Below are 12,830 nucleotides of genomic sequence, written 5' to 3'. Positions count from 1 at the left end.
CACAGGTTCGCGCCCGGGCTCCCGACGGATCCGGCTTGCGACCGGACGGAGACGGGGACGGACTCCTACGGTTTCTGATCTGGTACGGATGGACGGACGGGATGGCGCGCGACCCGCAGGCGGCCAAAGGGCCAGCCGATGGGAGTGAGAGCGAGGGAACCCCAACACCCTCATGCTACGCCGCTCCGCCCCCAGGATTCGAACCCGGGCCTCAAGGCTCCAAAGGCCTGCGTGCTGCCGCTACACCAGGGCGGAAGGATGCGTCCCAGCCCCCCAGTCGAGTCTCGAGGGGCGCGATGCCGGGACAGTCTCTCACGTCCCGGTCGTGCTCGGCACCTTCGACGCAACTCAGTCCCCCCGCGCACCCCGACACGGCCTGCTGCAGCTCAATGCCGTTGCGTACTCGCTCACAGGCACCCATGCCAATGCTGAGGCAGGCGGGGCGATGCCACACTCATCGGACTTCGCAGTCGGGCGGGGCCTCTCCCCCTCCCTCCTCGCCCGCTCCTCACCGGCCGGCGGCAGTGAGGCTCATCGAGCTCGACGGACTGCGAGGACTGGCCGCCGTCGTCGTGCTCATCCACCACATCCTGGAGACCGTGCCGGCGCTGGCCGAGGTCGGCGCTCGCCCCGGTGTCGTACCCACCGGGACGTTCAACCGGATCCTGACCCAGAGCCCGCTCCACCTGCTGTGGGCCGGCCACGAGGCCGTTCTCATCTTCTTCGTCCTGTCCGGGGTCGCCCTGACCTACCCGGTGGCCCGTCGGCACGCCCAGGGGCGGCGCTTCGACTGGGTCGACTACGCCCCCCGGCGATTCGTGCGCCTGTGGCTGCCGGCGGCGGCCTCCACCACCTTCGCGGTCATTGCGATGCTGCTCGTTCCGCGCTCGGCCAATCCGGCACTGGGCCATTGGATGACCGTCACCCACCCCACGGGTCTCGATGCGCGCCAGATGCTCATGGAGTACCTGCTCATTCCCAAGCACGCCTACCGCAACACGGTCCTGTGGTCGCTTCACGCCGAGGCGATCTTCTCCTTCGTGCTCCCCCTGATGATCCTCGGGGTCGCGCTGTGCGCCCGGTGGCGGCTCTCCTGGTTGCCAGTGGCGGCCGCCCTGGCCGTGCCGGTCATCACCGCCAGCCCCGGCTCGGGCAGCTACCTGCCGGTCTTCACCGTCGGCGCGGTCATGGGCTGGGCCTGGGGGCACAACTCCTCCCCCGTGCCAGACAGCCCCCGCTCCTGGGCGACGGCGCAGGCCCTGATCTGCTTGCTGCTCATCACTCTGGCCTGGTGGCCGGGGATGGAGAGCCACGCGGCTCAGCGCGTCGCCAACGCGGTCACCCTGGCGGCGGCCGCCTACCTGGTTCACCTCGTGGTGCGGGCCGGGGCCCTGCGCGGCCCGTTGCGCTCGCGCACGGTGCAGTACCTGGGGCTCATGTCCTTCTCCCTCTACCTGGTGCACGAGCCGGTGGTGGTCTCTCTGCGGCTGCTGACGCAGTCGATCTCGCCGTGGTGGCTGCTCGTCCTGGCCCCGGCGGCCTCGGCGCTGCTGACCTGGATGTTCCAGCGCTACATCGAGGCCCCCAGCCACCGGTTGGCGAGGCGCACCGGAGCCCTGGCCTCGGCGCGCCTCGCCCAGTGGTCCGAGCGTCGTCGAGCCGGCCGTCAGGTCAGCCGGGTCGGCAGGGGGTGAGGTCATGGCCGCCAAACGCACACGCATGAGCGCCAGCGAGCGGCGCGAGCAGCTCATCGCCGTGGCCCGCGGGCTGTTCGCCGAGCGCGGCTTCGACGCCACCAGCGTCGAGGAGGTGGCCGCCCGGGCCCAGGTCTCCAAGCCGGTGGTCTACGAGCACTTCGGCGGCAAGGAGGGCCTGTACGCCGTCGTCGTCGACCGGGAGATCACCACGATCTCGGCCGCGATCTCCTCAGCGATCACCGACCCGGCCACCAGCCCCGTCGCAGCCCCTCGCGCACGGCCCGACGCCGGCCACGAGGGCCCGCCCCGATCGGGGACGTCCGGCTCGGCCTCGCGGATCGCCGAGAGGGCCGCCCTGGCCCTGCTGACCTACATCGAGGACTCCCCCGACGGGTTCCGCATCCTCTCGGCGGGCTCGGACCGCGCCGCCGGCACCTACTCCACGCTGCTGGCCGACGTCGCCATCGAGGTCTCTGGAATCCTCGCCTCGCAGTTCGCGGCCCACGATCTCGACCCGCGTACGGCGCCGCTGTACGCCCAGATGCTGGTGGGCATCGTGGCCATGCCGGCCCAGTGGTGGCTGGAGAACCGCTCGATGAGCAAGGAGGAGGTGGCCGCCCACATGGTCAACCTCGCCTGGAACGGCCTGCGCGGCATGAAGGCCAGGCCCACGCTCCACGCCGGATCAGCGGACACCGAAGGGTCCGCGGCCCAGGTGACCGGCCCCGACTCAGGCGATCCGGCGGGCTCAGGCGGGCACGACGGTACCACCGCCACGTCCTGACCGGGGCCGCCGTCCGACTCAGGACTACCCGACCTGACTCCCGTCAGGTTCATCACGTCCCCATCGATCGGCCGTCCTGCGAGCACGAGCATTCTTTGAGTATCGAGACCTAGTGGGGGCTGAGAAGTGCCCAGGAACGAGGTGATTCACTTCCCGCGCCCGGCTCGTGCCCGGATGGGCACGCTATTCTGTTGCTCCCGCAATCACCGAAACGGAACCCATGGACCCGGAAACCCTCATCATCGCGCTGCGCAAGAACGCAGTCCTCGTGGTCATGCACGTCGTGCTGGGCGCCATCATCGGCCTGGTCTTCGGCCTGCTGACGCCGGCGCAGTACACCTCCACGGCGAACGCGAACCTCAGCGTGGAGAACAGTGAGGCCAACCCCACCAACACCTTCAACTACCTGACCTCCATCATGCCGACGCTGGTGGAGATCGGGACCTCGGAGAGCACCTTCGCGGATGTCTCCAAGTCCACTGGGATCAGCCAGCAGGAGCTGCGCAAGTCCGTCTCGGTGACGAGCAAGACCGGCACCACACTGGTGGAGATCCGCGCCACCAGCACCGATCCCGAGCGCGCCCACCGGATCGCCGAGGCCGAATTGTCCGCCCTGGACACGGTGGCCCGTGATCTGTCCAACTCCGGGCAGCCGGGGAACACAACCGCGACCCTCAAGGTGGTCGACTCCCCCGCGACCCCCACGTCGCCCTCGAGCCTGTCGGCCGTGTCCACCGCGCTCATCGGGGCCGCCATCGGCCTGGCCGCCGGCGCCGTCATGGCCATCCTGCTGTACTTCCTGAGCCAGAAGAACCCGCAGGACAAGGTCGAGGACCCGCTGCTCATCATCGGGCGCCGTCGCTCTCGGGAAGACTCCTGACCGGCCGTGGCCCAGTCCTTGCCGCCGGTCCCCGCTCACGACGGGCCGCAGACGTCGTCGGAGGCTGTTCCCGGGGCGAGTCCGGCACCGCCGTCCCAGCGGAGGCTGGAGATGACGATCGCCGTCGTCCTCCTGGTGTGCCTGGGGGTGCGCCGCGAGCTGGCGGCCGCGTTGAGCGTCGGTGACTGCGTCGCGCTCGCCTCGGTCCCCGTCACCTGGACGGCCGTGCGCCACGCGCGCCGGTTCTCCCTGCTGCTCATGCTGTCCATCCTGGCAGCGGGCACGGCCTACATCATGTCCCTGCTGGCCGAGAGCAGCTTCATCGTTGAGGCCTGGGCCCGTCGCGTCACCACCCTGAGCCTGCTGGCGGTGCCCTGCGCGGTGGCCGCCTTCGTGTGGGGGGCGCGCCGGCTGGGAGTGCGGCGCGCGGCGCTGGCGGTCGGCTTCGGCATGTTCCTGGACTCGCTGTCGCTGCTTCAGACCAGTCCCAACCCGTGGAAGTTCGGGATCGGTGCGGCGGTGTCGATCATGGTCCTCAGCCTCGTGGCGAACCGGCGCCGACTGGTGCAGATCGTCGCCCTGCTGGGACTGAGCGGCGTCTTCCTCGTCTCGGACTCGCGCTCCACCCTGGCATTCCTCGCCGTCATCCTGGGTACGGTCATCTGGCAGGCCCTGGCGTCCTGGGCGCGATGGCGCGTGCCCACCCCGCGACGCCTGGCGGTCTCGCAGATCGCCGTCCTGGGGGTCGTGGGAGTGGTGGCGATGGCCGGGGTCGTCGCCGCCTCGGAGTCCGGGACCTTGGGTGAGGACGCCCAGAACCGGACCATCGCCCAGTCGTCGAGCTCCGCGGGTCTGCTCCTGTCCGCCCGCCCCGAGCTGGGCGCCTCCTGGGCCCTGTTCCGCAACCGCCCCTGGGGGTACGGCGCCGGCGTCAAGCCCCGCTTCGAAGACCTGTGGGTGGCCAAGCAGGGCATGGCGGCCCTGGGCTACGACCCGGAGAACGGCTACGTCGAGAACTTCATGTTCGGTGGCCGTATCGAGCTGCACTCGGGGGTCATGGACATGTGGGCGGCCGCATCGATCCCCGGCGCGCTCCTGCTGCTGCTCATCGCCGGGATGGCGCTGGCGGCGATGATGCGAGACCTGGGGCGGCTCAAGGCCACGCCCTGGCTGTTCTTCGCGGCCCTGACCGTGGTGCAGAACGTGTTCATCGGGCCGTGGACGGTGCTTCCGCCCTACCTGCCGATCGTGCTGGGAGCCGCGGTGCTGCAACCGGCTCTGCACGAAGCGGTCTCACCGGACGCCGACGATGAACCGGGCGACGCGGGTTGAGGACGTACTTTCCTCACGGGGACTGCATTTCCACAAGGATGACTGAGATCGGGACGTCGCCGTCTTGGATGAAAGGACGTCCTCAAGACGAAACGCAGTCCCCGGCCCGAGCACGCAACCGCCCAGCGAGCTCGAGATAGCCGGCCAGGACCGGCACGCTCCTCAATGGCGCCCGGAGGCGGCGGACGCCGCCGTCGCGGACCGAGGCCGCCCGGCAGACCTGATCGCAGACCCGCCACTCAGTGGTCGTACTCGCGGTGGACGCCGCCGCCGGTGCTGGCCGCCAGGATGCCGCGGCCGCGGGCCAGCAGCCGGGCCCCCTTGGCGGCGTGCCTCGGGTTGCCGATCAGCGTTCCGCCGGCTGTTCGCAGGCCGCCCACGACGATGCGCACCAGACCACCGGCCGCGGCCCGGGCCCGAATGGCCGGCTGGGCCCCGCCTCCTGCCAGGACCAGCTCGACGCGTACCGACGTGGCGGCGTGGGACCGCTGTCGGCGCAGGATCCAGGGGCGGGTGAGCCGGGAGGCCGGGACATGGTCGCGTACGCGCGCCTCGTCGCACCACCGGATGACGCCGCCGGCGGCGCACAGCTGGCGGGTGAAGAGCGTGTCCTCTCCCCCGGTGGCCCCGAAGGCCTCATCGAAGCGCAGCCCGGCCCGGCGCACGAACCTCAGATCCAGCAGCAGGCAGTTGGAGGCCGCCACCGGGCGGATCGTGCCGGTGGGCCAGGACCTGCGCACGAAGAACTCCCCCTGGCGCACCCACTCCTCCGGCTCGACCTCGTAGACCGGGATGACGGGCCCGGCCACCGCCTGGCAGCCGGTCGTGGCCCACATCCCCACGAGGGCGGCGAGCCAGCCGGGCTCGGGGTCCTCGTCGTCGTCGATGAAGATGAGCAGGTCGCGCTCAGTGGTCTCATCAAGGGCGCGGTTGCGCACCGCCGCCACACCGGGCCGCTCCTCGACGACGTAGCGCACGCTCACGCCTCCCGGCTCCACCCGATCCTCCGAGGGGGTGCGCACCGGCACCCCGGCGGTGGCAGCGGCGGAGAGGGCGGCCTCGCGCCCGGAGCCCTGCGCGTCGTTGTCGATGACGAGGACCTCGACGTCGGAGACGGTCTCGCCTGCAGTCCTGCCCGTGTCCGTCGCGCCCGCCGCGTCGCCCTCAGGATCGCAGGCCTCGGCGCTCAGGCCATCGACCAGCTCACCGGCCTGCTCCAGGACCCCGCCGACGGCCCGCGTGAGGTCCTCAGGACGCCGGAAGGTGGGGATGGCGATCGTCAGCCGGCTCATGCGTTCCTCCTTCCCGCCTGCGCCGCACTCCGCCGGCTGCGCGGGCGGCCGTACTCGCGCACGTGCCCGCCCAGCGCGCCCACGACCATGCCCAGTCCCCCGCGTGAGGAGACCTCGTAGCGGGCCTGCGCGGGCACATCGCCGCGGATGCGGGCCACGCCGGCACGTGCCGCGTCGATACCGGCCTTGGCCAGTCCCTTGGCGCCGTAGCCCAGGCGCAGCCTGAGACGCGCGAGCCTCCCGGACGCACCATCGCCGGCGTGCCCGACCGTGTCGATACGCACCCGGGCCCAGGACGAGCCCGAGCGCAGGGAGCGCTCCAGCACCCAGGCGCGCCTGGCGCGGGCTGCGGGCACGCGCTTGGTGACGACCGCCCCGGCCGCGAAGCGGATGACACCTCCGGCGCGGGTGAGCTGACGGGTGAAGAGGGAGTCCTCTCCGCCGGTGAGCCCATAGCGCGGGTCGAAGCGCAGTCCCAGGCGCTCGACGACGCCCAGGTCCAGGAGCAGGTTGCCGGTGTCGGCGCTGCGCACCTGGGCGCCGTCGGCGGCCTCCCAGGAGTCGAAGGCGCCTGAGGCGGTGACCCACGGGGAGGGGGCGACCTCGAAGGTCGGTGGCGTGGGGCCGGTGACCGCGGCGCAGCCCTGGGCGCGCCAGGTACTCACGAGGGCCTGGAGCCAGCCCGGCGAGGGGATCTCGTCATCGTCGATGAAGATGAGGGCGTCGGAGCCACGGGCCTCGCTCAGGGCGCGGTTGCGTCCGGCGACGATCCCCGGCTCGGGCTCATGGACGTAGACCAGCCTCGATGTCGCAGCCGAATCAGCCGGATCAGCTTCCCCGGACGGCCCCGACGGCTCCGACGGCTCGCCGGTCAGGGCCGCCCTGGCCGCCTCGACGACGGCCCGCGCACCGGCCTGCGGATCGTTGTCCACGATGAGGACGCCCGCCGTTGTCTCCGGCCCGGAGACGTCGTCGGCCTGCGACAGCAGCTGGGGGATGACCTGCGCCAGGTACTCGTTGCGGCGGTAGGTGAGCATCGCGATGGTCAGGTGCACGTCCGGCCCCGTCCTTCCTCCCGCCTGCTGGCGGCTCACGGCGTGGTACACGGACTAACGGTACTATCACGAGCCGGGCGCACCCGACGGTTCGAGCACCCGCCCGACGCCGTCGCACCGCCGGACCGGCCGGAGGTATCACGCCCGCAACGCCATATCGCATCAACATCGCATTGAAGACGTCGTGAGTCGTCGCTTCAGCTCTCGATCCGTCTGCACCCGGAAGGCTCCTGCTCCCATGACCGCCACCCCTGAGCCCGCCCAGCGCACTGACGCCGCTGAGACCACCGAGACGGCCTCGTCCGAGGCCGCCGGCAGGCTCTCCGGCCGTGAGCTGCTCTCCCGCACGGCGGTCGTCGTCGTCAGCTACGACTCGGCGGCGCTGCTGGAGCGCACGCTGGCGCGCGTGGCCGAGGACTCCCCCGAGGCCCGCATCGTCGTCGTCGACAACTACTCCACCCCCGAGGCCCGCGAGGAGCTGGTGGCGCTGGCCTCCGCGCGCGGCTGGGAGGCGGTCCTGCCGGAGACGAATACGGGCTTCGGCGGCGGCATGAACCTGGGGGCGGCACGTGCCCGAGAGCTCGGCGCCGACCTGCTCGTCCTGCTCAACCCCGACGCCGTCATCGCCCGGTCCGACCTCATTCGGCTGGCGGCCCGGGCGCACGCGGACCGGCTGGCCCTGGTGGCACCGGTGCTCAAGGACTCCACCGGCCGCATCGTCTCCGACGGGATCGTCGTGTGCCTGGCCGACGGCTCGATGCGCTCACGCCGCTCACCGCGGCCGATTCCCCCGGGCGGCACTCATCCGTGGCTCTCGGGGGCCTGCCTGGCCCTGTCGACGGATCTGTTCGAGGTCACGGGCGGCTTCGATGCGCGCTACTTCCTGTACTGGGAGGACGTGGACTTCTCGGCCCGGGTGCTGGCGGCCGGCGGCAGCCTGGACCTGGCGCGCGACGCCGTCGCCGTCCACGACGAGGGCGGTACCCACTCAGAGTCGCAGCCCCAGGACTCGGGGCAGGAGGGTTCGGAGGACCGCTCCAAGTCGGACATCTACTACTACTACAACGTGCGCAACCGGCTGCTGTACGCGGGCCTGCGCCTGGATCGGGCCACGCAGCGCCGGTGGGTCGCCACGGCCGGCCGGGCCGCCCGCGAGATCGTCCTGCGCGGCGGCAAGCGCCAGCTGCTGCGCACCCGCCGCCCACTCGTCACGGCGGCGCAAGCCACCCGTGACGGCCTGAGACTGCTCCAGGCCGCACGTCGGGACGAGCTTCCCGACGTCGACGAGCCCCTCATCCGCGGCTGATTCGGCTGGCGCTCCCTCGTCCCGCCGCCGCCGGCTCGGCTTCGGCGGCGGGACGCCCCTCGCCGTCAGTGCGCCTCACAGGTAATGGGCGCGCAGGTCCTCGGGGGTCTTGGCGGACAGGTCGGCGAGCGTCACGTCGAAGACGGTGCGCGCTCCGGACTCGCCGCGAGCGGCCAGCCTCGCCACCGCGCGCCCCATGGCGGCCACGACCGAGCCGGTGAACTCCGGGTTGGAGCCGAGCTGCAGCTCGAAGCTCATGGTCTCGGCCACGCCGTCGGAGGTGTGCCCGCGGCGGATGACGGAGCCGCCGTGCGGGATGCCGGCGTGCTCAGTGGCCAGCTCCTCGGCGGTGACGAAGGTGACGGTGGTGTCGTAGTCGGCGAAGTAGTTGGGCATCTCCACGATCTCCCGCTGGATGCGGGCCAGGTCGGCACCATCCTCGGCCACCACGTAGCAGTCGCGCGTGTGCATGGAGCGGGTGGTCAGCTCGACGTCGTCGCCGGCCTTGACCGCGGCAACGGTCGCCTCCACCGGTCGGGTGTACTGCTTGGCGTCCACGACACCGTCGATACGGCGCAGGGCATCGGAGTGCCCCTGGGAGACACCGGGCCCCCAGAACGTGGTGGTGGCGCCGTCGGGCAGAACAGCCTCGCCCAGGACCCGCAGCATGGAGAACAGGCCCGGGTCCCAGCCGGTGGAGATCAGGGCGACATGCCCGGATGCCCTGGCGGCGGCGTCGACGGCCGCGAAGTGCTCGGGGATGCGGGCGTGGGTGTCGAAGGAGTCGACCGTGTTGAACAGGGCGGCGGCGGCCGGGGTCTGCTCGATCAGGTCGGTGGCCGAGCCTCCGCAGTTCAGGCAGACATCCACCTTGTCGGCCCAGGCGGGCATGTCGTCCACATGGGCGACGGGAGCCCCCTGAGTGGCGACTGCGGCCGGGTCGCGCCGGGTGAAGACGACGACGAGCTCCATGTCCGCGTTCTTGGTGATGGCCTGCTCGGCGCCGCGGCCGAGGTTGCCGTAGCCGTTGATCGCTACCCTGATCATGGTTCCTCCTGGTGGGTTCTCGCTACAGGGCGATCCTAGGGACGGACAGTGTTGCCACCGTGTGACGTATCGGGGAGTGACCGAGTCTTGAGCGGTGGAGCCACAGGTGTCCGGCAAGGTGTATGCGTCGGCGGAGAAACGGATCGCCTCGACGTTGTGACACCCCACTCCGCCGACGACTGTTCGCATCGCGTACCGCAACGGGTCGGGCCGGGAGGAAGCACGTTCCTCCCGGCCCGACCCGTATGAGCGCTGCGCCCGACGGCGTCAGTGCTGCTTGATGGTGACCTTGTCGACCGACAGGGTGACGGTCTCCGGCCCGGCCGAACCGGACATGTAGGTGGTCACCCCCACGGTGCCGGCCTCGTTGAGGGTCTTGTCGTTGTCGACGACCTCGATCCCCCACTCGGCGGGCTCGGTGTCCCCGGCCCAGAACTTGGCCTGGATGTTGGTCGACTCCGCGCCGTCAACCACCATGCGCAGGTGGAGGGGCTGGCCGGCCGTGTAGGGCTGCGGCAGGACATAGGTGCCCAGGGCGGTCTCCCGTCCCTTGACCACGCGCGAGACCGTGACGACCGGGTTGCCGGCGCTACCGATGCGGACCGTGGCCTGGTACTGGCCGGCCTTGGTCGTACGGGCGGCGTAGGAGATGAAGGCGCCGTTCCCGGAGGGCACCGCGTCCAGGGAGAAGTCCACGACGGCGTCGGTGGACGTCGACTTGATCTGATCGGAGATGATCGAGGCCGAGGAGCGCGGACCGGCCATGGCGATACGGCCACTGGCACCGTCGACCGAGAAGGCCGCGGCGTTCCAGGTGGTCTTCCAGTCACCGCCGGTGTTGGCCTTGCCCCAGCCGCTGTTCACGCTGCGCTCGAAGGAGTCGTCCAGCAGGGCCTTGCCAGCCTCCTGCTTATCCTTGCCGGCATCACCCTTGCCACCGTTGTTGTCGCCCTTGTCGTCGGGCTGGACCTCCTTGCCGGTGGCGGCGGTGTAGTGCTCGGCGATCTGGCGGGCCGACAGCGGCGTGCTGTAGACGGCGGCCTCGTCGATGTCGGCCTGGATGTTGGTGTTGGAGGGCTGGCCGTTGACACCGTTGAGCGAGTCCCCACCGATGCGCCAGTAGCCGGAGTAGCTCTGCCCGCTGGTCATGGTGCCGTCGAAGGCGGCGAGGTTGCCGTCCACGTAGAGCGTCGCGCCGGCGGTCGGGCTCATGGAGGCCACGATGTGGTGCCACTGGCCGTCGTTGTAGCTCTTGGGCGTCGTGACAGTGGTCAGCCTGTCCGGGTAGAGCATGAAGCTGAGCGTTCCGTCGTTACGCATGTAGACCATTCGGTCTCGGCTCCACGACTGGTTGTCCTCGGAGGACCCGTAGCCCATGATCTGTCCACCCGAGGTGGAGGTGGTGCGGACCCAGGCCTCCATGGAGAAGGCGGTGGGCGCCTGGGAGGCCACTCGTGTCGCGGCGTGCGACTTGTTGTTGCTGTCGGAGGTCATGGCCAGCGACGCGCCGGAGCCCAGGACGGACTCGCCACCGCGCTTGTAGGCCTCGCCGCGGATCGTCATGTTGCGCTGGGCCACGAAGTCCTCGGCCTTGTCGCCGTCGGTCTCGTCGAAGGACCAGTAGTGGGCGGCGCCGTCGGCCAGGACGCGAGCCCCGTACTTGCTCAGGCCCTGCCCCTCACCGGCCTTGACCGTCACCCAGTCCGAGACCGTGGAGGCCCCCCACTGGTCCGTCACCTGAACCCGGTAGCGGTGAGTGGTTCCGGGGTCGACGACGTCGGTGGCGCTGAGGTCGGAGCGCTCCCAGAAGCCGGCGGTCACCGACTGGCTGGAGACCGGTTGGCCATTCATGGAGTCGCGGTAGACGTTGTAGGTCAGAGTCTTGTCGTCGCGGTCCCAGTTGGCCTTGAAGGACAGGGACACGACACCGGCGCGCGGGGAGGAGCCGGTGACCTTGAAAGCACCGCCCTTTTCCATGGGGCCCTGCTTGTTGGGGGCGATGTCGCGCCGGGCGAAGCGCACCAGGCCCTGCTGGGCGGTGCCGTTGACGGCCAGGAACTCGCCGCCGTAGACGACGTACTTGTCATTGCCCTCAACGGTCCAGGTGGCCTGGTTGGCTCCGGAGATCTTGCCCGGTGTGAAGTCCGGGTAGAAGTTGAGGTTGGTGGTGGCCGCCTGACCCTCGTAGCTCTGGTAGCTGCGGTGGTGAGTCGCCTCGACCGTCCCGGTGGGAGCATTCGTATAAGCCACCGCGTTGTGGTACTGGTTGGTGACGTCGGGGAATCCACCGATGTTGGAGCAGTCGTGGGAGTGGCTGGCCGCGTAGACGACGTCGCCCGCGGGCAGCATGTCGTAGGTGTCACCGTGGCAGTCGGCCATGTAGTCGATGTCCCCGGTGTTCCAGTTGAGGCGCATGACGCCCTCGAAGGAGCCGGTCTGCGAGTAGCTCGCGGCGTACAGGCCCTGCTCGTCGGCCTTGACGCTCATGACCGACGCCCAGGCGCCGGCTCCGCGCACGACGCTGGAGGCGTTGTTGTGACGCAGGCTGCCGTCGTTCTCGAGGATCGCGATGCCGTAGCCGGGCTTGTCGCTGCCCTCGACGGACTCGAAGGCTCCGCCGATGGCCACGGCCGAGCCGTCGGAGGCTCCGACGATGCTGCGCACATAGTAGTTGTCCACCTTTGGCGCGAAGCCCGTCAGCTGCTGGGTTCCCAGGTTGAGCGCAGCGGCACGCTGCCGAGCCGAGGAGTTGATCTGGGTGAAGGCACCGCCCATGTAGAGGGTCTGGCCGTCAGTGGAGACGCTGAGCGCCTTGACGCTGCCGTTGGCGGCGGCACCCAGCGGGGCACGCTGGCCGTCAGCGGCCCTGACCGCGCCGACGCGCCACGCCGTCTGGTTGTTGATCGTCGTGAACTCTCCACCGAGGTAGAGGGTCTGACCGTCGGTGGAGGCGGCGATCGTGTTGATGGTGCCGTTAGTGGTGGGAGCCCAGTCGAGGACCTCACCGGTGTTGATGTTGTAGGCCATCGCGTTGCCGCGCGGCGACTCGTTCTGCCCGGCCGGCGAGCCCGCGGGGCGGACCGAGGAGAACCTGCCGACGGCGTAGACGATGTCACCCACCACCACCTGGTCCCAGACAATGCCGTTGATCTGGGCGGTGGGCAAGGCGTCGGCGGAGACAGTGGCGGGCGCACCGGCAGCACCGGCGGGGGCCGGATCGGCGGCGGCTGGCGCCGCCGGGGCGAGTGTGATGGCACCAAGGGGAACAAGAGCCGCGGCCAGCAGGCCGCTCAGGAATCGGCGGGGGAGCTTCACAGGTATTCCGTTCAGAACATACTCAGATCACGGATACGCAACCTTATGAATGGCTGGTATTCCGCACCCGGCCAGGGTCGTCGGGCTGGCTTATAGTACACCGCCAACAACACATTTGCCGA

At 70.3% G+C, this 12,830-nt stretch carries 9 protein-coding genes and 1 tRNA gene; 5 read left to right on the top strand and 5 right to left on the bottom strand.

Annotated elements, in window-relative coordinates; genetic code table 11:
- Positions 1 to 183: 183 nt before the first annotated feature.
- A tRNA-Gln gene (locus tag BQ8008_RS13030) sits at positions 184 to 255 on the bottom strand.
- A 170-nt stretch (positions 256 to 425) separates the two neighbouring features.
- On the opposite strand from BQ8008_RS13030, the gene BQ8008_RS13025 reads away from it, so the two are divergent.
- From BQ8008_RS13025 to BQ8008_RS13010, 4 genes are all read left to right on the top strand, one after another.
- Positions 426 to 1,694: an acyltransferase family protein gene (locus BQ8008_RS13025; RefSeq protein ID WP_108834436.1), complete on the top strand. Its 1,269-nt coding sequence runs from the start codon at positions 426 to 428 to the stop codon at positions 1,692 to 1,694.
- A 4-nt stretch (positions 1,695 to 1,698) separates the two neighbouring features.
- Positions 1,699 to 2,481 carry a TetR/AcrR family transcriptional regulator gene (locus BQ8008_RS13020; protein ID WP_108834434.1) on the top strand — a complete coding sequence of 261 codons (783 nt, stop codon included), beginning with the start codon at positions 1,699 to 1,701 and terminating at the stop codon, positions 2,479 to 2,481.
- Between the two features lie 220 nt (positions 2,482 to 2,701).
- The gene (locus tag BQ8008_RS13015; protein ID WP_108834432.1) at positions 2,702 to 3,361 is read left to right on the top strand and encodes a YveK family protein; all 660 of its coding nucleotides are present in this window, start codon (positions 2,702 to 2,704) and stop codon (positions 3,359 to 3,361) included.
- A gap of 111 nt (positions 3,362 to 3,472) precedes the next feature.
- Positions 3,473 to 4,693, top strand: coding sequence for a hypothetical protein (locus tag BQ8008_RS13010; RefSeq protein ID WP_108834430.1), 1,221 nt, complete (start codon positions 3,473 to 3,475; stop codon positions 4,691 to 4,693).
- Between the two features lie 239 nt (positions 4,694 to 4,932).
- On the opposite strand, the gene BQ8008_RS13005 is transcribed toward BQ8008_RS13010, so the two are convergent.
- Together BQ8008_RS13005 and BQ8008_RS13000 are read right to left on the bottom strand one after the other, a co-directional pair.
- Positions 4,933 to 5,985, bottom strand: coding sequence for a glycosyltransferase family 2 protein (locus BQ8008_RS13005; protein ID WP_108834428.1), 1,053 nt, complete (start codon positions 5,983 to 5,985; stop codon positions 4,933 to 4,935).
- The gene (locus BQ8008_RS13000; RefSeq protein WP_108834426.1) at positions 5,982 to 7,040 is read right to left on the bottom strand and encodes a glycosyltransferase family 2 protein; all 1,059 of its coding nucleotides are present in this window, start codon (positions 7,038 to 7,040) and stop codon (positions 5,982 to 5,984) included. Before BQ8008_RS13000 ends, BQ8008_RS13005 begins: the two co-directional genes overlap by 4 nt.
- Positions 7,041 to 7,278: 238 nt before the next feature.
- Between BQ8008_RS13000 and BQ8008_RS12995 the strand changes: the two genes are divergently transcribed.
- Positions 7,279 to 8,346 (top strand): glycosyltransferase family 2 protein, encoded by a 1,068-nt coding sequence (locus BQ8008_RS12995; protein ID WP_108834425.1) that lies wholly within the window; start codon positions 7,279 to 7,281, stop codon positions 8,344 to 8,346.
- A 75-nt stretch (positions 8,347 to 8,421) separates the two neighbouring features.
- Here BQ8008_RS12995 and BQ8008_RS12990 read toward each other — a convergent pair whose 3' ends face one another.
- Together BQ8008_RS12990 and BQ8008_RS12985 are read right to left on the bottom strand one after the other, a co-directional pair.
- Positions 8,422 to 9,393, bottom strand: a complete 972-nt coding sequence (locus BQ8008_RS12990) for a diaminopimelate dehydrogenase (protein WP_108834423.1) — start codon at positions 9,391 to 9,393, stop codon at positions 8,422 to 8,424.
- A gap of 267 nt (positions 9,394 to 9,660) precedes the next feature.
- A complete protein-coding gene (locus tag BQ8008_RS12985) occupies positions 9,661 to 12,708 on the bottom strand; it encodes a LamG domain-containing protein (RefSeq protein ID WP_108834421.1) in 3,048 nt (1,015 codons plus the stop codon).
- Positions 12,709 to 12,830 lie beyond the last annotated feature (122 nt).

This window comes from Actinomyces sp. Marseille-P3109, from assembly GCF_900323545.1.
Lineage (GTDB): Bacteria > Actinomycetota > Actinomycetes > Actinomycetales > Actinomycetaceae > Actinomyces.
This window is presented reverse-complemented; position numbering and strand designations above follow the sequence as displayed.